Annotated in this window: 24 protein-coding genes; 16 read left to right on the forward strand and 8 right to left on the reverse strand. The window is 71.8% G+C overall.

Annotated features, from left to right (window positions below; translation table 11 throughout):
- Positions 1-33 precede the first annotated feature (33 nt).
- Positions 34-939 (reverse strand): alpha/beta fold hydrolase, encoded by a 906-nt coding sequence (locus IE250_RS03615; RefSeq protein WP_189667865.1) that lies wholly within the window; start codon positions 937-939, stop codon positions 34-36.
- A 115-nt stretch (positions 940-1,054) separates the two neighbouring features.
- Between IE250_RS03615 and IE250_RS03620 the strand changes: the two genes are divergently transcribed.
- The 9 genes from IE250_RS03620 (at position 1,055) to IE250_RS03655 (ending at position 9,462) form a co-directional block, all read left to right on the forward strand.
- Positions 1,055-1,867 carry a DeoR/GlpR family DNA-binding transcription regulator gene (locus IE250_RS03620; protein ID WP_229872103.1) on the forward strand — a complete coding sequence of 271 codons (813 nt, stop codon included), beginning with the start codon at positions 1,055-1,057 and terminating at the stop codon, positions 1,865-1,867.
- Between the two features lie 266 nt (positions 1,868-2,133).
- Entirely contained in the window at positions 2,134-3,510 is a 1,377-nt protein-coding gene (locus tag IE250_RS03625; protein ID WP_189667866.1) for an ABC transporter substrate-binding protein, read from the forward strand.
- Between the two features lie 79 nt (positions 3,511-3,589).
- Positions 3,590-4,537, forward strand: coding sequence for a carbohydrate ABC transporter permease (locus IE250_RS03630; RefSeq protein ID WP_189667867.1), 948 nt, complete (start codon positions 3,590-3,592; stop codon positions 4,535-4,537).
- Positions 4,534-5,352 carry a carbohydrate ABC transporter permease gene (locus IE250_RS03635; protein WP_189667868.1) on the forward strand — a complete coding sequence of 273 codons (819 nt, stop codon included), beginning with the start codon at positions 4,534-4,536 and terminating at the stop codon, positions 5,350-5,352. The genes IE250_RS03630 and IE250_RS03635 overlap by 4 nt, the downstream gene beginning before the upstream one ends.
- Positions 5,349-6,851 (forward strand): mannitol dehydrogenase family protein, encoded by a 1,503-nt coding sequence (locus IE250_RS03640; RefSeq protein ID WP_229872104.1) that lies wholly within the window; start codon positions 5,349-5,351, stop codon positions 6,849-6,851. Before IE250_RS03635 ends, IE250_RS03640 begins: the two co-directional genes overlap by 4 nt.
- Positions 6,852-6,933: 82 nt before the next feature.
- Positions 6,934-7,107: a hypothetical protein gene (locus tag IE250_RS03645; protein WP_189667869.1), complete on the forward strand. Its 174-nt coding sequence runs from the start codon at positions 6,934-6,936 to the stop codon at positions 7,105-7,107.
- A gap of 60 nt (positions 7,108-7,167) precedes the next feature.
- Positions 7,168-8,646, forward strand: coding sequence for a copper resistance CopC/CopD family protein (locus IE250_RS03650; RefSeq protein ID WP_189667870.1), 1,479 nt, complete (start codon positions 7,168-7,170; stop codon positions 8,644-8,646).
- Positions 8,647-8,653: 7 nt separating this feature from the next.
- Positions 8,654-8,782, forward strand: coding sequence for a hypothetical protein (locus IE250_RS24790; RefSeq protein WP_268247776.1), 129 nt, complete (start codon positions 8,654-8,656; stop codon positions 8,780-8,782).
- A 29-nt stretch (positions 8,783-8,811) separates the two neighbouring features.
- Complete coding sequence (locus IE250_RS03655; RefSeq protein WP_229872105.1) at positions 8,812-9,462, forward strand: DUF1345 domain-containing protein; 651 nt, start codon at positions 8,812-8,814, stop codon at positions 9,460-9,462.
- On the opposite strand, the gene IE250_RS03660 is transcribed toward IE250_RS03655, so the two are convergent.
- Entirely contained in the window at positions 9,396-10,547 is a 1,152-nt protein-coding gene (locus tag IE250_RS03660) for an NAD(P)-binding domain-containing protein (RefSeq protein ID WP_229872106.1), read from the reverse strand. The two genes, IE250_RS03655 and IE250_RS03660, sit on opposite strands and share 67 nt — an antisense overlap.
- A gap of 134 nt (positions 10,548-10,681) precedes the next feature.
- Here IE250_RS03660 and IE250_RS03665 point away from each other — a divergent pair, with 134 nt between their 5' ends.
- The 3 genes from IE250_RS03665 to chrA all read left to right on the forward strand — a co-directional run bounded on the left by IE250_RS03665 (position 10,682) and on the right by chrA (position 13,045).
- Positions 10,682-11,167 carry a Chromate resistance protein ChrB gene (locus IE250_RS03665; RefSeq protein WP_189667872.1) on the forward strand — a complete coding sequence of 162 codons (486 nt, stop codon included), beginning with the start codon at positions 10,682-10,684 and terminating at the stop codon, positions 11,165-11,167.
- The gene (locus IE250_RS03670; RefSeq protein ID WP_189667873.1) at positions 11,164-11,595 is read left to right on the forward strand and encodes a chromate resistance protein ChrB domain-containing protein; all 432 of its coding nucleotides are present in this window, start codon (positions 11,164-11,166) and stop codon (positions 11,593-11,595) included. The genes IE250_RS03665 and IE250_RS03670 overlap by 4 nt, the downstream gene beginning before the upstream one ends.
- A gap of 61 nt (positions 11,596-11,656) precedes the next feature.
- Positions 11,657-13,045: a chromate efflux transporter gene (gene chrA / locus IE250_RS03675; protein ID WP_189667874.1), complete on the forward strand. Its 1,389-nt coding sequence runs from the start codon at positions 11,657-11,659 to the stop codon at positions 13,043-13,045.
- A gap of 9 nt (positions 13,046-13,054) precedes the next feature.
- Here the strand turns inward: chrA and IE250_RS03680 are convergent, their stop codons facing one another.
- The 5 genes from IE250_RS03680 to IE250_RS03700 form a co-directional block, all read right to left on the reverse strand.
- Entirely contained in the window at positions 13,055-13,486 is a 432-nt protein-coding gene (locus IE250_RS03680; RefSeq protein WP_189667875.1) for a DUF6098 family protein, read from the reverse strand.
- A 25-nt stretch (positions 13,487-13,511) separates the two neighbouring features.
- Complete coding sequence (locus IE250_RS03685; RefSeq protein WP_189667876.1) at positions 13,512-14,852, reverse strand: cytochrome P450; 1,341 nt, start codon at positions 14,850-14,852, stop codon at positions 13,512-13,514.
- A 116-nt stretch (positions 14,853-14,968) separates the two neighbouring features.
- On the reverse strand, positions 14,969-15,385 hold the full coding sequence (locus tag IE250_RS03690) for a CBS domain-containing protein (protein WP_189667877.1): 417 nt from the start codon (positions 15,383-15,385) through the stop codon (positions 14,969-14,971).
- Between the two features lie 105 nt (positions 15,386-15,490).
- Complete coding sequence (locus IE250_RS03695) at positions 15,491-15,733, reverse strand: metallothionein (protein WP_189667878.1); 243 nt, start codon at positions 15,731-15,733, stop codon at positions 15,491-15,493.
- Between the two features lie 126 nt (positions 15,734-15,859).
- On the reverse strand, positions 15,860-16,738 hold the full coding sequence (locus IE250_RS03700; protein ID WP_189667879.1) for a bifunctional helix-turn-helix transcriptional regulator/GNAT family N-acetyltransferase: 879 nt from the start codon (positions 16,736-16,738) through the stop codon (positions 15,860-15,862).
- A gap of 119 nt (positions 16,739-16,857) precedes the next feature.
- Between IE250_RS03700 and IE250_RS03705 the strand changes: the two genes are divergently transcribed.
- Together IE250_RS03705 and IE250_RS03710 are read left to right on the forward strand one after the other, a co-directional pair.
- Positions 16,858-19,530: a winged helix-turn-helix domain-containing protein gene (locus tag IE250_RS03705; RefSeq protein WP_189667880.1), complete on the forward strand. Its 2,673-nt coding sequence runs from the start codon at positions 16,858-16,860 to the stop codon at positions 19,528-19,530.
- 31 nt (positions 19,531-19,561) lie between these two features.
- Positions 19,562-21,199 carry an MFS transporter gene (locus IE250_RS03710; protein ID WP_189667881.1) on the forward strand — a complete coding sequence of 546 codons (1,638 nt, stop codon included), beginning with the start codon at positions 19,562-19,564 and terminating at the stop codon, positions 21,197-21,199.
- Positions 21,200-21,219: 20 nt separating this feature from the next.
- On the opposite strand, the gene IE250_RS03715 is transcribed toward IE250_RS03710, so the two are convergent.
- Positions 21,220-22,014, reverse strand: a complete 795-nt coding sequence (locus IE250_RS03715) for a CYTH domain-containing protein (protein WP_189667882.1) — start codon at positions 22,012-22,014, stop codon at positions 21,220-21,222.
- A gap of 143 nt (positions 22,015-22,157) precedes the next feature.
- On the opposite strand from IE250_RS03715, the gene IE250_RS03720 reads away from it, so the two are divergent.
- Positions 22,158-22,649: a DUF6325 family protein gene (locus IE250_RS03720; protein ID WP_189667883.1), complete on the forward strand. Its 492-nt coding sequence runs from the start codon at positions 22,158-22,160 to the stop codon at positions 22,647-22,649.
- Complete coding sequence (locus tag IE250_RS03725; RefSeq protein WP_189667884.1) at positions 22,649-22,927, forward strand: SHOCT domain-containing protein; 279 nt, start codon at positions 22,649-22,651, stop codon at positions 22,925-22,927. The genes IE250_RS03720 and IE250_RS03725 overlap by 1 nt, the downstream gene beginning before the upstream one ends.
- The last annotated feature ends 68 nt before the right edge of the window (positions 22,928-22,995 follow it).

A 22,995-nucleotide genomic window follows, 5' to 3' on the forward strand; every position in this document is an offset into this window, starting at 1 on the left:
GCTCGCGGACCGACTTCGCCGAGCCGAGCCGGGTCAGGCCCCAACCAACCGCCGGGTCTGCTCGGCGATCGTCGTCCAGGCCACGGCCGGCAGGTCGTGGCCGATGCCGGAGAGGATCGTCAGCTTCGCACCCGGGACAGCGCGCGCCGTCGCGCGAGCCGCCGACGTCTTGATGACGGGGTCGTCCTCGCCGTGCAGCACGAGCGTCGGAGCGGTGATGTCGCGCAGCCGCGGTCCGTGCCACTCGGCACGGAGCTGGCGGCCCAGCGCCGTCATGTCGCGCGGCCCGGCGTCGAGCCCGCGCTCGATCCGCGCGCGCGCCGCGACCTCGTCGCAGGGGTTCGCCGGCGACGCCATTCCCTTCGCGACGGCTAAGGATGCGGCCAGGTCGCCCTCCCGGCCATCTGGATACTTCTTCGTGGCGAGCCGCGCGAGCAGGCCGAAGCGCAGGTAGCGCAGGGTGCCCAGCCCGGAGGCGTCGCTCGGCGGAGCATCGAACGAGACGAGACCGAGCACACGCTGCGGATGACGTAGCGCGACACGTTGCGCGACCACGCCCCCCAGGGAGTGCCCGAACACCACCGCACGCTCCCACCCGACGGCGTCGAGCACGGCAGCGGCGTCGTCGACAACCTCCTCGGCGGTGTAGGGCGCGGTGCCCGTCCCGAGCAGACCGGTCCACGAGCGGTGCCGCTCGGACCGGCCGAACCGGGTGGACTCCCCTGTGTCGCGCTGGTCGAAGCGGACCACGTCGAAGCCCTCGTCCGCGAAGGCGTGACACAGCCCGTCCGGCCACCAGAACCGGGACATCGCCATGCCCATCATGAGCAGGAGAGGAGTGTCCCCGCCGTGCTCGAACCGGTCGTAGGCGAGCTCGACGTCACCGTTGTGCGCGTACGCGGTCGGCTTCCAGGCATCACGGTCCGTCAGCGAAGTCATCCCTATTCGGTACACCCCGGCAGAGCAGGTCGCCAGTCGAGCGGTGCGGGCAGTTCCGGAATGAGGCGGCACGCGGCAGACTCGGACCAGGTAGCCGCAGAACAGGAGCGTGACGATGGCGTTCGACGCATCCGCCGGCCCCGGGTCCCCAGCACCCGAGCACGCCGCCCGGCAGGGGTCGCGGACCGAGGAGCTGCTCGCGCTCGTGCGCCGTCGCGGGCGGATCGAGGTGAGCGAGTCGGCCCGCCTGCTGTCCGTCTCGCAGGAGACCGTGCGCCGCGAGCTGCGCAAGCTGGAGGCGCAGGGTCTGGTGCGACGGAGCTACGGGCTCGCGTTCCCCGTCGAGACGAGCTCGTTCGAGACGGCGCTGTCGGCACGCCGGCAGAGCTTCCCGGAGGAGAAGGCGCGGATCGCGGCGGAGGCCGCACGCCACCTGGGCGAGGCGCAGACGATCTTCATCGACGAGGGTTTCCAGCCCCTGCTCGCAGCGCGGGCCCTGCCGCGGGACCGTGAGCTCACGGTGCTCACCTCCTCGCTCCTGGTCGCGACCGAGCTGTCGGCCAGGTCGAACGTGCAGGTCATCATGATCGGCGGGCGGGTGCGCGGCAAGACGCTCGGCGTGGTCGACGGCACGGCAGTGGACATGATCCGCACGTTCCGCCTCGACCTTGGGCTGATCGGCTCGAACGGCGTCACGATCGAGGACGGCCTGACCACGCCGGACCCGGCGGTCGCGCGCGTCAAGGCCGCCGCGATCGAGGTGAGCAGGCGGCGGATCTTCATCGGGGCGCACCACAAGTTCGGCGTCACCAGCTTCGTCCGCTTCGCCGGTCTGGACGACTTCGAGGCGATGATCACCGGCACGCAGCTCGGTTCGGCCCGTGCGCGCGCGTTCCACGCGGCCGGCGCAAACATCGTTCAGGTCTGAGGCGAGCGTTCCCTCGCATGACCGATTGGCCCGTCAGGGGCACCAGTTCGTGCCCGGTTGTGGACCGATTCAGCGCGCGCCCCGTCCGGGCTTTCAGGGTCGCCCGGCCCGGTGTGCGACGTCGGACGTGTGCGTTCCCACCATCCCCCTGACCGTTTCAAAAATACCGTCATTGACCCCTTCTCCCGCGCAGGCGAAGCATGTGCGAATTCGCATCCCACGAACGGGACGCATCTCACGACGCTGTGACGAGAAGGGTCGAAGCAATGAAGCTCACGAGGATTGCGCGCAGGAAGGCCGCGCCCGCCGGGCTCGCGGCCACCGCGCTTGCCCTGGCGCTGACCGCTTGTGCCGGCGCTGGTGGCGGAGGTGGTGGTGGCGGCGCGGCGGGAGACGGCGAGCCGGTCGAGCTCACGCTCGCGACCGTCAACAACCCGCAGATGAAGGACATGGAGGAGCTGAAGGGTGAGTTCGAGAAGGACCACCCCGACATCAAGGTCAACTTCATCCAGATGGAGGAGAACGACCTGCGCGACGCCGTCACGAAGGACGTCGCCACGGACGGCGGGCAGTACGACATCGTCACGGTCGGCGCCTACGAGGTGCCGATCTGGGCGGAGAACGGCTGGCTCACCGACCTCACCGGAGACCTCGAGGGCGACGCCGACTACGACGTCGACGATCTGTTCGAGCCTGTGAAGGACGCCCTCGCCGTCGACGGTTCGCTCTACGCGGTCCCGTTCTACGGCGAGTCGTCGATGCTGATGTACAACAAGGAGCTGTTCGACGAGGCCGGCCTGACGATGCCGGAGCACCCGACGTGGCAGCAGGTCGCGGACTTCGCGCGCCAGCTCGACTCGGACGCCGTCGACGGCATCTGCCTGCGTGGCAAGCCCGGCTGGGGCGAGCTGTTCGCCCCGCTGACGACGGTCGTGCAGACGTTCGGCGGCAGCTGGTACGACGAGGACTGGAACGCCCAGGTCGACTCCCCCGAGTTCGCCGAGGCCACGCAGTTCTACGTGGACCTGGTGCGCGACGCCGGCGAGGACGACCCCGTGTCCACGGGGTTCACCGAGTGCCTGAACACCGTCAGCCAGGGCCGGTCCGCCATGTGGGTGGACGCCACCGTGGCCGCCGGCCTGCTCGAGGACCCCGAGTCGTCGGAGGTCGCCGGGAAGATGGGCTACGTGCACGCCCCGGTCGTCAAGACCGAGGAGTCAGGGTGGCTGTGGTCCTGGAACCTCGCGATCCCCGAGACGACGCAGAACCGCGAGGCGGCCGTCGAGTTCGTGAAGTGGGCGACGAGCAAGGAGTACCACCAGCTCGTCGGCACGGAGCTCGGCTGGAGCCGGGTGCCCCCGGGCGCGCGGAACTCGACCTACGAGATCCCCGAGTACCAGGAGGCCGCCGCGGCCTTCGCGCCGATCACGCGCGACATCATGCTCGCGGTGAACCCGGAGCAGCCGGGCCTGGCGCCGCAGCCGTGGACCGGCATCCAGTACGTCACGATCCCGGAGTTCCCGGACCTCGGGAACCAGGTCTCGCAGGATCTGGCCGACGTCTTCGCCGGACGTAGTGAGCTCGCGCCCGTGCTCGAACGTGCCCAGCAGCTCGCCCAGGAGGCGGGCGACGCCCAGAAGTAAGCCGGACCGGGGCGCGGGGGTCACCCCGCGCCCCGCCCCGCCGTCGCGCGGGGACGTCCCGAGCCCCAGGAAGGGCGACATGACCGTTCTGATGAGTGCCCCGACGACGAGGCGCCGCGCCCGTTCGGCGGGCTCTGCCGCGAAGCAGTCCCGGCGCAGCAGCCTCGCCGTATCACGCGCCATGCTCTGGCCGGCGCTGGCCACCTCGATCGTCCTCACCCAGATCCCGTTCGTGGTGACGATCTTCTACTCCCTGCAGAACTGGAACCTGCTGCGCCCGGGTGACCGGGGGTTCGCCGGCCTCGACAACTACGTCAGCGTGCTGCGCGACGGCTCGTTCCTGTCGTCGCTCGGGGCGACCGTCGCGGTGACCGGAAGCTCGGTGGTCCTCTCGACCGTGCTCGGCCTGCTGTTCGCGGTGCTCCTCGACCGGAACTTCCGCGGGCGGGGCCTGGCCCGGACGCTGATGATCACGCCGTTCCTCGTCATGCCCGCCGCGGCGGCCCTCGTGTGGAAGTGGTCGATCCTCGACGCGACCACCGGGATGGCCAACTGGGCTCTGGGGCTCGTCGGCATCCCGCCCGTCGCCTGGAACACCGACGTGCCGATCGTCACGATCATCGCGGTGCTCACCTGGCAGTACACGCCGTTCGCGATGCTGATCCTGCTGGCCGGCCTGCAGGCCCAGAACAAGGACGTGCTCGAGGCGGCCGCCGTGGACGGCGCCGGTCCGCTGCGCACGTTCGGCTGGATCACGCTGCCGCACCTGCGGCAGTACGTCGAGATCGCGGTGCTGCTGGCCTCGATCATGCTGCTCCAGGTGTTCGACCCCATCGCGATCATGACGCGCGGCACCGGCGGCACCAAGACGCTCTCCTACCTGCTCTACGAGCGGGCGTTCGTCGGGCTGGAGGTCGGCGAGGCCGCGGCGTACGGCGTGATGACCGTGCTCGTGACGATCGTCGTCGCCACGGTCGCGCTGCGGACGCTCTTCAAGGTCTTCTCGACGGAAGGACTCGGACGATGACCACCTCGCGCCTCCGCGGGTCCCTGGTGACGGCGGTCACCTGGGTGCTCGTGCTCGCCTTCTTCTTCCCCGTGGCGTGGATGGTGTTCACGGCCTTCAAGCCCGAGCGCCAGGCCGCCACGATGCCGCCCACGTTCGCGCCCGACCTCACACTGTCCGGCTTTCAGGCGGTCTTCGACCGGGACATGCTGCCGTACCTGATCAACTCCCTCAGTGCGAGTGTCGGGTCGACGCTCCTGGTCCTCGTGCTGGCGGTGCCCGCCGCATACGCGCTGAGCATCCGGCCGATCGTCAAGGTGCGCGACGCCCTGTTCTTCTTCATCTCGACCCGCTTCATGCCGGTGGCCGCCTCGATCATCCCGGTGTACCTGCTCCTGCAGTCCGTGGGCGGCCTGGACAACATCACCTGGCTGACCATCCTCTACATCGGCGTGAACCTGCCGATCGCGGTGTGGATGATGCGGTCGTTCCTCGCGGAGGTGCCGCGCGAGCTCATCGAGGCGGCGCAGCTTGACGGCGCCCGCCTGGGCACCGAGATCTTCCGCGTCGTGCTGCCGATCGTCATGCCGGGCATCGCAGCGGCCGGCCTCATCTGCTTCATCTTCGCGTGGAACGAGTTCTTCCTCGCGAACCTCCTGACCGCCCAGGTGGCACGTACGACGCCGCCGTTCCTCACGAGCTTCGTCGACGGCCGCGGCCAGTTCCTCGCGGTGCTGTCCGCGGCGGCGACCGTCGCGATCGTCCCGGTCGTGATCGCCGGGTGGATCGCGCAGAAGCAGCTCGTCCGTGGCCTCGCGATGGGAGCTATCAAGTGACCCTGGACCTCGGCACCGCGCTCGTGGGCGCTCCGTTCGTGGGCACCCCGCTCGACGTCGAGCTGCCCCCGTACGACCGCTCCGGAATCGGGGTGGGCATCGTCCACCTCGGCGTCGGCGGCTTCCACCGCGCGCACCAGGCGCTGGCGGTCGACGAGCTGCTGCGCCGCGGCGAGGCCCGCGAGTGGGGCATCTGCGGCGTCGGCCTGCTGCCGGGCGACGCCGCGATGCGCGACGCGCTGCAGGCGCAGGACGGTCTGTACACCCTCGTGACCAAGCATCCGGACGGACGGCTGGACGCCCGCGTCGTCGGCAGCCTCGTGGAGTACCTGTTCGCGCCGGACGACCCGGAGGTCGTGCTGGAGCGCCTCGCCGACCCGGCGACCCGGATCGTCTCCCTGACGATCACGGAGGGCGGCTACAACTTCGACCAGGTCACCGGCGAGTTCGATGTGACGGCGCCCGCCGTCGTCGCCGACGCCCGTCCGGGCGCGGTCCCGGCCACGGTGTTCGGCTACGTCGTGGAGGCCCTGGCCCGACGCCGGTCGCGCGACCTGCCGCCCTTCACCGTGATGTCTTGCGACAACGTGCAGGGCAACGGCGAGAAGGCCCGGACCGTCTTCTCGACCTTCGCGGCCCTGCGTGACCCGGAGCTCGGCGCGTGGGTGCACGACGCCGTCGCGTTCCCCAGCTCGATGGTGGACCGCATCACCCCCGTGACGACCGACGAGGACCGTGACCTGGTCCGCGAGCGCCTCGGCGTCGAGGACCGCTGGCCCGTGGTGGCCGAGCCGTTCTTCCAGTGGGTGCTGGAGGACCGGTTCCCGCTGGGCCGGCCGCGGTTCGAGGACGCGGGTGTGCAGCTCGTCGAGGACGTCGAGCCCTATGAGCTGATGAAGCTGCGGCTGCTCAACGCGAGCCACCAGGCGATCGCGTACTTCGGGTGGCTGAGCGGCTACCGGTACGCGCACGAGGCGGTGGCGGATCCGGTGGTGGCGGCGTTCGTACGCGACTTCATGGACCGTGAGGCGACGCCGACGCTGCGGCCGGTGCCGGGCGTCGACCTGGACGCGTACAAGACGACGCTGGTGGAGCGGTTCGGGAACCCGGCCGTGCGCGACACGCTGGCGAGGCTGTGCGCGGAGACGTCGGACCGCATCCCGAAGTGGCTGGTGCCGGTGGTGCGCGAGCAGCTCCGCTCGGGGGGCGAGATCGCCCGGTCGGCCGCGATCATCGCGAGCTGGGCGCGCTACGCCGAAGGGGTGGACGAGCAGGGCGAGCCGATCCAGGTGGTGGACCGGCTCGCGGACGAGCTCGTCCCGCTTGCCCGGTCGCAGCGGGACGACCCGGTGGCCTTCCTGCGTAACCCGGCGCTGTTCGGGTCACTGGTGGACGAGCCGCGCTTCGTCGAGGCGTACCTCGACACGCTCGGCTCGCTGCACCGGGTCGGGGCACACGCGACGCTGGAGGCGCTGGTCGGTGCGTCACCCGGCAAGTAGGTCCCGGTGACGGGGGCGTCCGTGCGCGAGCAGGCCGCGGGTGGTTTTCGCGGGGCACCTGCGCTGCGATGGCCTCCGTGGCGTGCGCGTGATCTCGTTCCTTCGCTCGGCTGTCGCCGATCCCGGGCGACGCCTGAACGGCGCTGATGATCCTGACGGTGATCATCGGCGTGGTCACGATGCGTTGGCGCAGACCATCGTCGAGACGCAGAATGCAGAGATCGAAGCGATGGAGAACCTGCTCACCTCGATGTGACCGATGGGTGGTGCGCCGGCGACGAGCCGGCGCACCACCCCGGCTGTAAAGGGGTCTGACATGCACCGAACCTCCAGGATCGCGCGCGTCTCGACCCGGACGGTGGTCGGCATGCTCGCGGCGCTCGTGGTCGCGACGTGGTGCGCGCCGTTCGCAACCGCACACACCCGGCTCGAGTCGTCGACACCCGCAGCCGGCTCGACGTCCGCCGGCCCGGTCGGCGAGATCACGCTGAGGTTCACTCTCCCGGTGACCTCGCTCGGCGACGGGATCGTCATCGACGGCCCAGCGGGCGCCGTCGCGGCCGACGTCGCCCCGGCCAAGGTCGGCCTCGTCCTCGTCGCGACGCCGGCCGACCCACTGACCGCCGGCGTATACACAGTGAGCTGGACCGTCGCCGCGCGGGACGGTCATCCGCTGGAGGGCACCTTCACCTTCAAGGTCACCGGGGCGGGCCCCGCCCCGCCCGAACCCGCCGAGGGTGCCGCCGCGCCGTCGGCCGGTAGTGGGGAGACGACGGGACCGGGAAGGACCGGCGACGGCGAATCGCACTCGGGGGCGGACCCCGGCGACAACATGGATGACATGGATGGCATAGACGGCGGCATGGACCATGACGCGGCCGCGATGAACAGCACCGTGACCACCGTCGCGGCGGCGGTCACGCGGCTTGGCAGCGCGATGTCCCTCTGGGGCGGGCTGGTCGCCGGCGGCGCTCTGGTATTCGCAGGCCTCGTGCTTCGCGGCCGGGACCAGGAGGACGTCCCGGTCGTGCTCCGGGCCGTCCGCTGGACGGGCGCGCTGATCCTGGCCGGCCTCGTCGTGCACGTCGCGGCCGGGTCGGTGCGTATGGCGCACGGAGACGTCGCCGCAGCGGTCTCGCCCTCCTCGATCGCGGACTCGCTCACCAGCACGGCGCGCTGGGCACTCGGCCTCCAGGCCGCCGGTGCCATTGCGATCGCGGCGGGGGCAAGGCACACCCTGCGCGGCTCCTGGCTCGCGATCCTCGGGAGCGTGCTCGTCGGTGCCGGCCACGTTCTCAGCGGCCACAGCAACACCGCCGAACCCCGATGGGTCGTTGTGACCGCCGACGTCGCGCACCTCGCGGCTGCGGCCACGTGGGTGGGCGGCGTCGTCGCGATGGGGATCCTGCTGCACAGCCGCCGCCGGGACGGACGTGCCCTCGACGCCGCGCTGGTCGGCGCCCGCTTCTCCGTCGTCGCAGCCGTGTCCGTCGCGGTGGTGGGCGCCGCCGGGATCGTGCTCGCGGTCGAGATCCTCGACCGCCCGGCGCAGCTCTGGGAGAGCAACTGGGGGCTCCTCCTGCTCGCCAAGGTGGGCGTCGTCGTGGTCGTCGGGGCGATCGGCGCGTACAACCACTTCCGTGTCGTCCCCAGGCTCGCGGCGCGGCCCTCCAGTGTCCGCAGCGCCCACAAGGCGGGCAACCTGCTACGCCGCAGCGCCGGCCGCGAGATGTCGCTGATGGTCGTGATCGTGCTGATCACGGCCTGGCTTGTCGCCGCATCCGTCCAGACCTGAGCGCGAGGTGCCCGACGGCTCCTCGATCGGCCTTGACCGGGGTGCTTCACCTGGTAACTCACCGCTGCTCACCTTCGACAACAAGGTCGCCGCCGCCGCACGCAAGAAGAAGCTCGACGTCCACACCCACGAGTAGCAGTAGCGACGTCCTGGTTGACTGGGTGCATGACGGGGTTGCAGCGAGTGAGCAGGGTGCTGGACACCCCGCACGGCGTGCGGATCGGAGTAGCCCTGCTCGTCGGTCTGCTACTGGGCTGGCTGCTGCCGTGGGGCTCCGCGGCGGCGGCCGTGCTGGGCGGCTGGGCCGGCGCCGGGCTCGTGTTCGTGGTCTGGACCGCGCTGGTGATCGTGCCCATGGGGTCCCGGACGACCAGCGAGCACGCCGTCCGCGAGGAACCCACCCGTGGCGTCGCGAACCTCATCGTGCTGCTCGCCGCCCTCGCGAGCCTGGCTGGCGTCGCAGTTGTGCTCGCGGGAGGCGTGCTCGGCAGCGGTGACATCACGATGGCCGCCGTCCTTGCCGCGGTGGTGGTCTCGTGGGCCTGTGTGCACACGGTGTTCGCGCTCCACTACGCCCGCGCCTACTACACAGCGCCGGCGGGCGGGATCGACTTCCACCAGATGGAGCCGCCCCGGTACACCGACTTCACCTACCTGGCCATCACTGTCGGGATGAGCTTCGCGGTCTCCGACACGGACCTGGCTTCCTCGAGCATGCGTCGCGTCGCGCAGGTCCACGCGCTGCTCGCCTATCTGTTCGGCACGGTTGTCGTGGCGCTGCTGATCAACCTGGTGGCAGGGCTGGCGAACGGCTGAGCGCGCCGCACCACCGCCGCCGCTGCCTCCCGGCCGGCCCGGTTGGCGCCGACCGTCGACTGCGACGGTCCGAAACCGATGAGGTGGACCCGCGGCTCGGTGGCCGTCTGGGTGCCCTGCATGGCGATGCCACCCAGCTTGTTGCGGAGATGCAGCGGGTCCAGGTGCGCCAGGTCGGCCTTGAAGCCGGTGGCCCACAGGATCGTGTCGACGGGCGTGAAGGTGCCGTCCGCCTCGCGCACGCCCATGGGCTCGACGGCCTTGAACATCGGCCGCCGCTCGAGCGCGCCGCGCTCCTTCGCCGCCAGCGCGTACGACGTCCAGGCGAGCCCCGTGTACGACACGACGCTGCCGCTGGGCCGGCCCGCTTCGACGTCGGCCATGACCTTGGCGATGGTCTCGCGGCCGGCGGTCTCTGGCTGGAACCCGTCCTCGCGGAAGACCGGCTCCCTACGGGTGTACCAGCGGGTCTTCGCGACGCGGGAGATCTCCTCCAGGAGCTGGAGCGCGGAGATCCCGCCCCCGACGATCGCCACGCGCTGCCCCGCGAAGTCCTCCGCCCGGACGTAGTCGCGCGTGTGGAGCTGGCGGCCGACGAACGTCTCCTGCCCCGGGTAGCGCGGCAGCACCGGGTTGGTCCACGTCCCCGTGGCGTTGATGACCGCGCGGGCGGTCCACGACCCTCGGTCGCTCGTCACGACGAGGTCGCCGTCCGGGTCGTCGTCGGCGCGGCGCACCGCTACCACCCGGACCGGGCGCAGGATCGGGAGCGCGAACGTCCGCTCGTAGCCGGCGAAGTAGCGCGGCACGGCGGCGCGGCTGGCCTCCGTCGTGTCGACGGCGGGCTGGGCCAGGCCCGGCAGGTCGAAGATCCCGTTGACCGTCGCCATCCGCAGCGACTCCCAGCGGTGCTGCCAGGCGCCGCCCGGTGCCGGGTTCGCGTCGAGGACGACGAAGGTGCGCTCGGCGTCCGGCTGGTCGACGGCGCTCACGAATCCCCTGTGCTGCAGGTGGTACGCCGCCGACAGGCCCGCCTGTCCGGCCCCGATCACGACCACCGTCGCCCGGTTCAGTCCCTCGCTCACACCGGGGACAACACCATGCCTGTGCACATGTTCCCGTCGCGGCGATCGGACCGAGTGGCGTTCAGCACGTCAGGCCCACGGTGGCCGAGAAGCGCAGCTTGCCTGCCTGGATGTAACCATGGTTACATCCAGGGGTGACGGGTGAATGGGTGCTGCTGAGCTACCGGCTGCCGAGGGAGCCGTCCGCCCCGCGCGTCGCGCTCTGGCGGCGGCTCAAGCGGCTCGGGGTCGCCCAGGTCTCCGACGGGCTGGTCGCCCTGCCCGCGGACGCCCGGACCCGTGAGCAGCTGGAATGGGCCGCCGACGACGTCGTCGAGCGCGGCGGTGCGGCGAGCGTCTGGCTGGCTCGGCCCGCGAGCGTCGCGCAGGAGCGGGGTCTCGCGACGGCCATGGCGGCGGCCCGGGCGGTGGAGTACGCCGAGCTGGTGACGGCCGCCCAGCGGGCGATGGACGGCACGCCGGGCGAACGGCCTCGGCTGCTGGCCGGCCTGCGCCGGAAGCTTCGCGAGATCAGCCGCCGGGACTTCTTTCCGCCGGCCGAACGGGACGGTGCCCAGGCGGCGCTCCGTGCACTCGCCGAGCGGATGGAGCCGGCCGCAGCAGAGAGAATTGAGCGATGAGGTGGGCTACCCGTGCGGGGGTGCACATCGATCGCGCGGCCTGCGCCTGGCTGATCGGCCGGTTCATCGATCCCGACGGCGACTTCGTGTTCGTGAGCGATCCCGCGGAGGTCCCGGCCGACGCCACGCCGTTCGACATGCGGGGCGTCGAGCTGGGGCACCACGGTGACCGGTGCAGCTTCGAGACGTTCCTGGTCCGGTACGAGCTGGCCGACCCGGTCCTCGCCCGGATCGGGCAGATCGTGCACGAGGCGGACCTGGACGACGGCCGGTACGACGCGCCTGAGGCGCCGGGCCTGGACGTCGCCCTCCGCGGGCTGTCCATGACGGGCGACGACGAGCGCACCCTCGCGGTCACCGGACCGTTGTTCGACGGCCTGTACGAGTTCATCCGGCGCTCCTACCTGCTGGGCCGCGAACCAGCCTGAGCCACCGACCCGACCGACCACAGACGTCCGACCGAAGACGACGTTCTACCGCAGGAGAGACATGAGCACCGACAACCCCGGCGCATCCTCGACCGCCACACCACCGCGGGACCTGATCCCGTTCCGCACCGCCGTCCGCGCCTGGTTCGCGATCTCCTGGCAGACCTTCGGCGGCCCCGCCGGGCAGATCGCCGTCATGCAGCGCACGCTCGTCGACGAGAAGCGGTGGATCGGGCAGGGCCGGTTCCTGCATGCGCTGAACTACTGCATGCTGCTGCCCGGGCCCGAGGCGCAGCAGCTGGCCGTCTACACCGGCTGGCTGCTCAACGGGTGGCGCGGCGGTCTGGTCGCCGGCGGCCTGTTCGTGCTGCCGGGCATGCTCGTGCTGCTCGTCCTGTCCGCGGTGTACGTCGCGTTCGGCGACACCACGGTCGTCTCCGGGCTGTTCGCCGGCCTTGCGCCCGCGGTGCTGGCCATCGTGCTCCAGGCCGTGCTGCGCGTGGGCAAGCGCGCGCTGACCAGCCCGGCGCTCATCGCTCTGGCGGTGGGCGCGTTCCTGGCGCTGACGTTGTTCGCGGTCCCGTTCCCGCTGGTCGTCCTCGGGGCCGGGGTGATCGGGTGGCTCGTGCACCGCTTTGCGCCCGACTGGATAGCGGTGTCCCCAGGCCGGGACCAGGCGGACGGCCCGGCGCCGCTCATTCCCGACGATGCCCTGCACGCCGAGCAGCCGTCGGGCCGCCGGGCGGTGCGTGTCCTCGTCGTCGGGCTGCTGGTGTGGTCGCTGCCCGTCGTGGTGGTGGCGCTGCTGACCGGCATCGGAAGCACCCTCACCCAGCAGGGCCTCTTCTTCTCCGGCAGCGCCCTCGTGACGTTCGGAGGCGCCTACGCCGTCCTGGCCTACGTCGCCCAGCAGGCGGTGCAGACCTACGCGTGGGTCACGCCCGGCGAGATGACCCGCGGGCTGGCGCTGGCCGAGACCACACCCGGGCCGCTGATCATGGTCGTCCAGTTCGTCGCGTTCCTCGGCGCCTACCGCAACCCCGGCGACCTCGACCCGTGGGTCGCCGCGCTGCTCGGCGCGCTACTGACGACCTGGGTCACCTTCGTGCCGTCGTTCCTGTTCATCTTCCTGGGCGCCCCCCACGTCGAGCGGCTCCGGGGCAACCGGACCCTGAGCGCGTCGCTCGCCGCGATCACCGCCGCGGTGGTGGGCGTCATCGCGAACCTCGCCCTCTACTTCACCACGCACGTCCTGTTCGCCACCTCGAACACCTGGACGGCCGGGCCGCTGCGACTCGACGTCCCGGACCTCACGACCGTCCAGCCGGCCGCGCTGGGCATCGCCGTCGTCGCCGCTCTCCTGCTGTTCGCCGTGCGCTGGTCGGTGCTGCGGACCCTGGGCGTGTGCGCGGTGATCGGCCTCGTGCTGGGCCTGGTCGGCTGGCTCTGACCTCCGGGGTCACCGTCCGTCGTCCCCCGGACGGAAGACGCGCGCGTAGGTCTCCGCGGCCTCGTCGACCACTGACCGGTCGATCGAGGCGATGACGGTGGTGTCGACCAGGAGCGGCTCGCAGTCGGGTCCGCGCCCGACGATCTCGCCCGTGAGGACCCAGGGGAATCGCTCCGGCGACTGCAGGTGGGCGTACTGGCACAGCTGCCGCGCGAGCCAGTGCTCGAGCCGCCTGTCCCACCACGGCTCCGGTGTCAGCGGGTTGACGCTGAGCCCGGGCAGCAGGCACCCGCTCTCGTGGTCCCGGCTCGCGGTGGCGGCGTCGGCCACCGGCCCAGCGCTGAACCGCACGTAGACCGGAGACACGACCTCGACGAGCTGCGCCAGGTCCGCGAGCGAACGCAGGTGCGGCACGCCCGGCAGGATCCCGGTCTCGTCCATGGCGCAGCGCTCGGTCCTGAGCGGTTCAGCGGGCGGGTCCGACGCCGGTCCCGGCGCTGCCGGCGATGCGGAAGCGCAGGCCCAGGTAGTCCACGGTGGCGGGCAGCGGGTCGTGGGCCAGGTAGCGGCCGCGCGCGACGCGCAGGTCGCGGGCGGCGGCCAGCCGGGTCAGCATGTGCGACGTGACGAGCAGCACTAGGTTCCGCCCCGGGCACGAGACCGGCCCGCCGCTGAACGGGACCAGGCCCCAGTCGGCGTTGTTGCGGCCGTCCAGCCATGCCTCGGGCGCGAACCCGTCGGCGTGCTCGAGCCGGGCCGGGTCGCGGTGGAAGAACGAGCTCACGACGATGAAGTCGGTACCGACCGGCAGGGTGCGCTTGCCCCAGGCCGTGGGGCCGGTCGAGTCCCGCAGCACGACGAACGTCGTCGGCCACAGGCGCACGGACTCCAGGATGCAGGCCCGCGCGTAGGGCAGCAGCGCCGGACCCGGCCCGGCCGACGCCGCCTCGGCGAGCAGCCGCTCCCGAACGTCCGGGCGGGCGGCGACGATCGCGAGCGCCCGCAGGGTCGCCGCCCCGGCGGCGTCGAACGCGAAGAGCCAGTGCGGGATCTGGCCCGCCGCCGTGGCCGGCCCTTCCGCGTGGGCGGCGGCGGCGAGCGAGCCGGGCTCCGGGTTGGGCAGGTACGACCCGATGCGGCCGTCCAGCTCGGCGCGGAGCCCCTTTCGTCGGGGACGCAGCCACGACCAGTTGGCGTCGCGGCGCAACTCGTTGAGGGCGTCCAGCAGCTCGCGGTCCCCGCGCGCCCTGGCGCCGAGCACCACCTCCAGGACGACGCCCCACCAGGCTTCGGCGAAGTCGTCGGCGTCGAACCGCGCGGTTCGGTCCAGCAGGCCTGTCAGGTCTGCGACGCCGCGCTGCGCGGCGTCGACGAAGGCCGCCCCGTCGTCGTGCACGGGCTGATCCGTCTGCAGCACCGCCTCGTTGAACGGACGGCGGTGCCAGCGCTCGGCGGTCGAGGAGATCAGCACGCCGTCGGGCTGGAAGTGCGCGAGGGCGCCGCGCTTCTCCCGGGTGGCGGGGGTGAACGGTTCGGGTGAGTGCTCCAGGAGCCGCCGGACGTCTTCGGGCTCCGTGACCAGGACGAGGCGGCGCGGCCCGAGCCGCAGGACGAGCGGGGCACCGCCGTGGCGTTCGCGCAGGCCGGTCAGCACGGCACGTGCCGTGCGGTCGGTCTGGCGCCGCTCGGCCCAGGCGGTGGCGCGCGGACGACGGATGATCGCCCCCTGGGCGACCAGCGGGGCGAGCACCATGGAGGCGACGCGGAGCGTCTCGGCGGCCGTCAGGTCGACGGGCGTTGGGGTCATGGCGTCTCCTCACCGGGTCTCGGTGCGAGGCCGCGCCCGAGGTCGTCTCTTGCCCCCTTCCGATGCTGGGCCCGCTCGTCGGGGACTATGACGAACGAGCCCAGCCGGCCTTCGCCTCAGCGGTTCGGCTCTGCCTCGGAGATGTCCGCGAGCGCCGACGACGGGTCCCGCTCGACGGCGAGGTCACCGATCGAGACGATGCCCACCGCCACGTCGCCGTCCATGACGGGGACTCGTCGGACGGCGGCTGCGCGCATCACCTCGACGGCGGTCTCGACCGGGTCGCTGGGCGCGACGGTGATGATGTCCTCGCTCGCTACCTCTCTGATGGTCGCGTCACCGCCGAGGCCCTTGGCCAGGCCACGCACCACCAGGTCCCGGTCGGTGACGATCCCGACCGTCTTGGAGTGGGACTTGACGACCAGGGCACCCACGTTCTCCTCGGCCATCGCCCGGGCAGCGACCTGGATCGGATCGGATGCGTCGACGGCGGTCGGCGCTGGTGTCATCACTTCGGCGACGGTTTGCACCATGTCGCACTCCTCCCTCGGTAGGGCCGACGGCGGGCTGCTTCACCGGCATGTCAACCATGCCTCGACGGCCCACCGTTCGCATGCGGTGCAGACGGGTCAGACGAGTCAGACGCTGACGCTGTCGTGGATCTGCGCACCGGTCGTGACGCGTGCGCAGTGGCTGCAGCAGTAGGTCCTGCTGCCGGCGTCGACGCCGTGCCCGAGCACCGTGACGCCGCAGTGTGCGCACCGCGGGGCCATGGCCTCGGCGGCGCACTCGAACGAGTCGAAGGTCCCCTTCGTCCCGTCGTCCTTCGTGATCGTGAACGTGTGGGCGTAGTCGTTGCCACACTTGTCACATCTGGCCATGTTGTCCTCCGTGTCATCGCTCGGTCATGAGTACCGCGCTGCTGGACCCGGCAATTTCACCGTCGCACAGGTGGCGCGCCCTCGCATGCGGCCGGTACGGCTGACCGGGGGGAGGACCGCAGCGGGTCAGCCCAGGGTCTTCTCGAAGAACGCGTCCGCGTAGGGGTTGTCCTGGCTGTACGGCTCGATCTCCCGGTAGCCGGCCCGCCCGTACATGGCGATCGCCTCGGTCAGCACCCGGTTGGTGTCCAGCACGGCACGCGTGTAGCCGAGCCGGCGCGCCTCGTCCTCCAGGCGCCGCAGGAGCCGTGCGCCCAGCCCGGCGCCCCGCCAGCCCGTCGCCACCCACATGCGCTTGATCTCGCCCGTCGAGTCGTCGAACCGGCGCACTCCGCCGCACGCGACGGGGGCGCCGTCGCTGGTCGCCACCACGAACGCGCCGTCCGGCGCGCGGAGCGCGTCCGCGCCTTGGTCCGGTGGGTCGGGCACGAACCCGCCGGGGAAGCGCCGGTCGAGCTCGGCGTAATACTCCCCCAGCGCCGTGGTGGCCGCGTCGCTCACCGGGTGCACGACCCGCAGGTGCACTGTCGCCGCGCGGATCAGCAGGTCCGCGGTGCCGAGCGCCTCGTCCAGGCGCGCGCGCTGCCGCTCGGTGAGCGGTTCCAGCAGGCTGCGGGCCTTGCGTTCGGAGCGCGCGTCCAGCTCGCGGTACGCGGTCAGTCCGACGGCGGTGAGCGTCACCGCCCGACGACGCCGGTCGGCCGGGTCGGGCCGCACCTCGACGAGCCCCTCGTCGGCGAGCCGGGCCAGGAGCCGGGTCAGGTAGCCCGAGTCGAGGTCCAGCCGCTCGCGCAGCTCGCGGACCGCCGCGCCGTCGGGCCCCACCTCGAAGAGGAGGCGCGACGCGCCGAGCGGCCGCCCCGTCCCGAGGTAGGACTGCTCCAGGACGCCGATGCGCTGGGTGTAGCTGCGGTTGAAGCGGCGGACGGTTTCGACGGCACCCATATCTCTGACTTTAGTCAGAGAATCCACCCGACGGAAGGGTGATGCCTCACCCGAAACCGGCGAGCCACGTCGAGCGGCCTCGGCCTATCTTGCTGGGAGGTAAACCCTGGGAGCAGCACATGACGCACGCACTCGGCGGGGACCTGCTGAAAGACCGCACGACCGCACCCAGCCACGGTCTCCTGGCGACGGTCTACCAGGCGAAGCTGCGTCCCGCCGTCAATCCCGAGTACCTCGTCCGGCGCCCCCGGCTCATCGAGCTGCTGGACACGGCGGTGAAGGCGCCGCTCACGCTCGTCGTCGCTCCGGCCGGCTCGGGCAAGACCGCCCTGCTCAGGGACTGGGTGGGGTGGACCGACCTGCCCCACGCATGGCTGGCCGTCGACGAGTCGGACCGTGACCCCGCACAGCTCTGGCTGAGCATCCTCGCCGCGCTCGACGGAATCGCTCCGGGGTGCGCGGAACCCGCCGGCAACCTGATCCGCCGCCGGCAGACTCTTGTCGACGCCTTGGGGTCCCTGCTCGACGACCTCGAGTCGCGACCGTACGGCCCGCGCGTCCTCGTGATCGACGACCTCGAGCTGGTCGACGAGGTCGCGGTGACCGCGCAGCTGAGCATGTTTGTCCAGCACCTCCCGCGCTGGCTGCACGTCGTCATGGCGGGCCGGCACGTCCCGCAGCTCCCGGTCGACCGGCTGCGGGCCCGCGGAGTGCTCGGCGAGGTCCGCTTTTCCGAGCTGCGGTTCTCGTTCGACGAAGCGACCGAGATGCTTGCCCGCCTGGCTCCGGCGCTGCCACCGCAGCAGGTCGCCGAGGCCGCTCGGCACGCCGGTGGCTGGGCCGCCAGCATCCAGCTGGCCGCGCTGGCGGCCCGGTCCGCCGACGCCCGGGCAACCCTCGACGCCCCGAGGCCCGACGAGGCACGACGGTACCTCGGCGACTATGTCTGGCACGAGGTGCTGAGCGGCGAACCCGCCGACGTCGTCGACGTCCTGGCCTCGGTATCCGTCGTCGACCGGGTCGAGCCCGGCCTCGCTCGCGTTCTCGCCGGCCGGCCCGACGCCCCCGAGCTGCTGGAGCAGGCCGAGGAACGCGGGCTGTTCGCCGCCCGCATCGAGCCGTCCGGGGCCTACGAGACGCACGCCCTGGTCCGGGATGCCCTCCTGGCCGAGCTGCGCCGCCGGGATCCGGAGCACGTGGCAGAGCTCCACCGGCGCGCCGCGCGCTGGTACGAGAACGCGGGGCGGCCCGTCGCAGCGCTCGAGCACCTGCTGCGCGCCGGCCAGGACCGTGCTGCGCTGCGGCTGCTGGCCTCGTGCGTCCCGCAGCTCTACGACAGCGGGCGCGAGGCAACCGTCCGGCGCATTCTCCGGGCGATCCCCGCGAGCGCCGCCGAGGTCGACACCGCCGCGACGGTCGATCTCGCGTGGTGTCAGCTCTTCTCCGACCGGAACGCCTTCGTGCGGACCGTGGATACCCTCGCGGACCGAGACGACGACGGGGTCGAGCCGGAGCCGTGGCTGCTCGCGCGGCTCGAGATGCTCCGCGGGGTCTCGGCGACGGTCTCCGGCGACTGGAGCGCCGGGGCGCGGTCCGCCCGGTCCGCTCTCACCAAGATCGGCGACCGGTGGCCGGTCGATCCCCTGTGCAGGTTCGGCTGGAACGTGCTGGCCCGCGACATCGCGCTCACCGAGCGGTGGGACGATGCCGGCCCCGAAGTACGCGAGGTGGCCCGCACGCTCAGCACCGTGCCGGAACGGCGGATCGCTTTCGAGGCCACCCGGGCCCTGGGGGTAGCACTGGCGGGGCGACCGGTCGAAGCCCTGCGTCTGGTGTACGGCACTCGCCGGGCGTCCGAGGCGGCGAACATGACGATGGCGCGGACCGAGCTCATGGCCGCCGAGGCGCTCGCGAACCGCGAGATCGGTGAGCAGTCGGCCGCGCTTCCCGTCCTGTCTCGCCTGGTCGAGACATCGTGCGACCCTGTTCCGCACTGTCGGCTGCTCGCGTGCCTCGAGCTGGCCCGGTCGTCGGTCGACGCCGGAGACACCAAGGCTGCGGAGCGCGCGTTCGGTGATGCTGCCGAGATCGCGGAAACGGAGCTCAGCGGTCCTGGCAGCCGTGCCTTGCTGGCCCGCGCCGGCACCCTCCTGGCCCTGGCCGACAGCCGGCCGGACGAAGCTCGGCAGTGGGCCGCCGAGATCGACGACCCGTTCTGGGGCGCTGTCGAGACCGCGCGGGTGCTCGTCGCCGATGGTGACGTCGGGGCGGCGCGCGCCCTGCTGCACGAGGCCACCCCGCGATGCGTGCGGCACCACGTGCTCCTCGATCTGCTGCTGAGCCGTACGGCCCACGATGCGGACGAGGCCGAGGCGGCCCTCCTGCGCGCCGTGCGGCTCGCCGCCGCGCACGGCCTTGTGCAGACCGTCGCGTCCGAGGGGACCGAGATCGTCGAGTCGATCGAGAGGCTCGCCTCGCAGGTGTCGAAGCCCTGGCTGGACCGGCTCCGCCGCCTCCCGCTCTCCGGAGCGACCCCGTCCCGGACTCCCCCGGTCGAGCTCGTCGAGGCCCTCACCGACCGGCAGCTGGGGATCCTGCGGATGCTGCCGAGCCGGCTCACCCTGCGGGAGATCGCCGACGAGCTGTTCATCTCGGTGAACACGCTCAAGTTCCACCTCAAGGTGATCTACCGCAAGCTGGGCTGCGGATCGCGGGCGGAGGCGGCTGAGATGGCGCGGGCCCTGATGAGCCGGCGCCGCAACGGTCGGCCGTCGAGCGGCTGGAGCCGCTGAGCCGGCGTCGAGCGCGGGAAGGACGGACACGATGACATCGGACACCGTCGGCCGCACGGCCGGCACGCCGAAGATCGTCCTGCCCACACTTGCCGCCGGTCAGTTCCTCATGACCCTCGACAGCTCGGTCATGAACGTCTCGATCGCCCAGGTCGCCGAGGACGTCGGCACCACCGTCACAGGGGTGCAGACGGCGATCACCCTCTACACGCTCGTGATGGCGACGACGATGATCACCGGCGGGAAGATCGGCACGATGATCGGCCGCCGCAGGGCGTTCTCGATCGGCTGCGTGATCTACGGGGCGGGCTCGCTGACCACGGCGCTCGCCCCCAACCTGGGGGTGCTCATCCTCGGGTGGTCGGTGCTGGAAGGACTCGGCGCCGCGCTCATCATGCCGGCGATCGTCGCCCTGGTCGCGACGAACTTCGAGCCGTCCGGCCGGCCGCGCGCCTACGGCCTGGTGGCCTCTGCGGGAGCGATCGCCGTGGCAGCCGGACCACTGATCGGCGGCGCGGTGACGACCTACTGGACCTGGCGCCTGGTCTTTGCCGGCGAGGTGGTGGTCGTGCTGGTGATCCTCGTGCTGGCACGGCGGATCAAGGACACAGCCCCGGGCGGGCGCACGCCGTTCGACTTCGTGGGGGCCGTGCTGGCGGCGCTCGGCCTCGGCCTGGCGGTGTTCGGCGTGCTCCGCTCGAGCGAGTGGGGGTGGATCCTGGCCAAGCCCGGCGCGCCCGCCGTCGGCGGCATCTCGGCGACGCTGTGGCTGATCGTCGTCGGCCTGCTGGTGGTCCGGGCATTCTTCTGGTGGCAGGCGCGCAGGACGGAGCGCGGTCTTGAGCCGCTCGTCGACGTCACGCTGCTGCGCAATGCCCAGCTCACGGGTGGCCTGACGATGTTCCTGTTCCAGTTCCTTCTCCAGGCGGGAATGTTCTTCACCATCCCCCTCTACCTCTCGGTGGCGCTCGGGCTGAGCGCGTTCGAGACCGGCGTCCGCCTGCTGCCGCTGTCAGTGGCGCTGCTCGTGGCGGCGGTCGCCATCCCGAAGCTCCTGCCGAACGCGTCGCCACGCCGGGTGGTCGCCGCCGGCCTGGCCACCCTCCTCGGTGGGATCATCGCGCTGATCCTTGCGCTCGACCTGGGGGCCGGTCCGGAGATCGTGACCGTGCCCCTGCTGCTCGCCGGCCTCGGTGTGGGCGCCCTGTCCTCCCAGCTCGGCGCGGTCACCGTCTCCGCCGTCCCCGACCGGCTCAGCGGCGACGTCGGCGGGCTGCAGAACACGGCGACCAACCTCGGGGCGTCGCTAGGCACGGCCATCGCGGGCTCGGTACTGATCGGCGCCCTCACCACGACCTTCCTCGTCGGGATCGAGGGCAATCCCGCCGTACCGGAAGACCTCTCGTCGGCTGCCTCGGTCCAGCTCGTCGGGGGAGTGCCCTTCCTCTCCGACGACCAGGTGCGCAGCGGACTGACCGAGGCCGGGCTGCCCGAGGACCAGGTCACCGCCATCGTCGACGAGAACGCGTCGGCACGCATCGACGGCCTGCGCACCAGCCTCGGGGTGCTCGCCGTCCTGGCGGCCGTCGCGATCTTCCTCACCCGGCTGCTGCCGACCCGCCCGGCGGGGAGCCGAAAGACCGCCGACGACCGCGAGAACACAGGCTAGCCGCGAGACCGGGTGAGGCATCACCTCTCGTCGGGCTCACCGTCCCCGGCCGTCCGTTCGCCGTCCGGTGCCGTCAGAGCGGCGAGCACCGCCCGGGTCTTAGTCTCCTGCGGGGCACTCAGGTCGAGCCCTTTCCCCGCGAGGAGGGCCTTCGTCTCCGCGGCGGCCTGGAACGCCACATCGGGGGGTGCCTTCGTGGACAGCTCGAGGATCCGGGACCCGTCGGGCAGCATCCACAGCTCGGCAACCAGGCGTCGCGGGTACCCCTTCGCCCGGAACCGGCACTTGAGCAGGTTGACCGGGCCGAGGACGACGAGGTCGTCGGCTCCGACGCCGTCCGGGAGGCGCTCGCTCAGCAGTCTCCGCTGGTCGTCGTCGAGCAGGCCGCGGATGCCGCGGGCGCCGGTCATCACCTTGCGCACCCGGCGGTCGGGGGCCTCGACGGTGAGCGAGCACGAGCAGGTGTAGCCGGCCGGTGACGCGTCCAGCTCGACCTTGAACCCATCGTGGTTCCGGAATCCCGCAGGGACGTCGGACGGCACCGCCGGCCGGAGCTTGACCGTCAGGTCGGCGGGTCTGCGCTGGGTCCGCCGGGCGCGCAGCACCACTCCGGCCGACGAGAGCTGCAGGTCGGGGGTGTCGACGAACGCGACCTGGCGCAGGACCGCGTCCAGCGGGTCGATGCCCAGGAGCCGCACGGCGGAACGCTGGAAGTCGTCGGGGACGGTGAGCTTGAGCTCCACCGAGTCCACGTCGGGCAGGATCGCGAGCATGCCGGCGAGCTGCTCGGCGTCGTAGGTCGGGATGACGGACATGGTGGCCTCCAGGTGTCTCTCACGATCGTGGACCCGGTGCGGGTTGCCGAGGACCACCCCCGCGCGGGTGGGCCTGGGCTACCCGCCCGGATGCCATGGTCGGCGGGAGAGCAGCACCCGACAGCCACCCGAGGAGACCACTGATGACCACGCAGGACGTGGGGCCCGAGCTCGAGGTCGGACCCATCGACTACCTTGCCCTCGAGTTCCCGGGCAGCAGGCTGCAGGGCAAGGGCCTGGCGGCGCTGCTCGACCTCGTCGAACGCGGGATCATCCGCATCCTCGACCTCAGGGTCGCGATGCGGACCGAGGCCGGCGACATCATGGCCGTCGCGCTCACCGATCTCGATCACGACGGCGAGCTGGACCTCGCCGTGTTCGAGGGCGCCAGCTCCGGGCTGCTCGGCGACGACGACCTCGGCGAGACCGCCGCCTTGATCGCCCCCGGTAACGCGGTCGGTCTCATCGTGTACGAGAACACCTGGGCCGGCCCGTTCGTGACGGCGATGCGGGAGGCCGGAGCGCAGGTGATCGCCAGCGGTCGCATCCCGGTCACGGACGTGATCGCGGCGCTCGACGCCCTCGAGGCGGAGCAGCCGCCCGAGGACACGACACAGACGGAAAGGACGACGTGATGGGACTTCTCCGAGGCGTGGCACGCACCGCCGTCGTCGCCGGCACCGCCACTGCGGTGTCCAACCGGGTCTCGCGGCGCCAGGCCAACCGCTGGGCCGCGCAGGACCCTTATCAGCAGGCCTATGCAGAGCCCGCGCCGCAACCAGTCGCGGCCCCTGCCCCGCCGGCGGCCGACGACGTGTTCGCTCAGCTCGAGCGGCTCGGTCGCCTGCGTGACGACGGTGTGCTCACCGACGCCGAGTTCAGCGCGCAGAAAGCCAAGCTCCTTGCCGGATGAGGCGTAGGAACTGACCACCAGGCCTGCCGACCTGGTATTGGAGCCGCGTCCGACGCGTCGCGGTGGAA

This window comes from Promicromonospora soli (assembly GCF_014653785.1).
GTDB lineage: Bacteria > Actinomycetota > Actinomycetes > Actinomycetales > Cellulomonadaceae > Promicromonospora > Promicromonospora soli.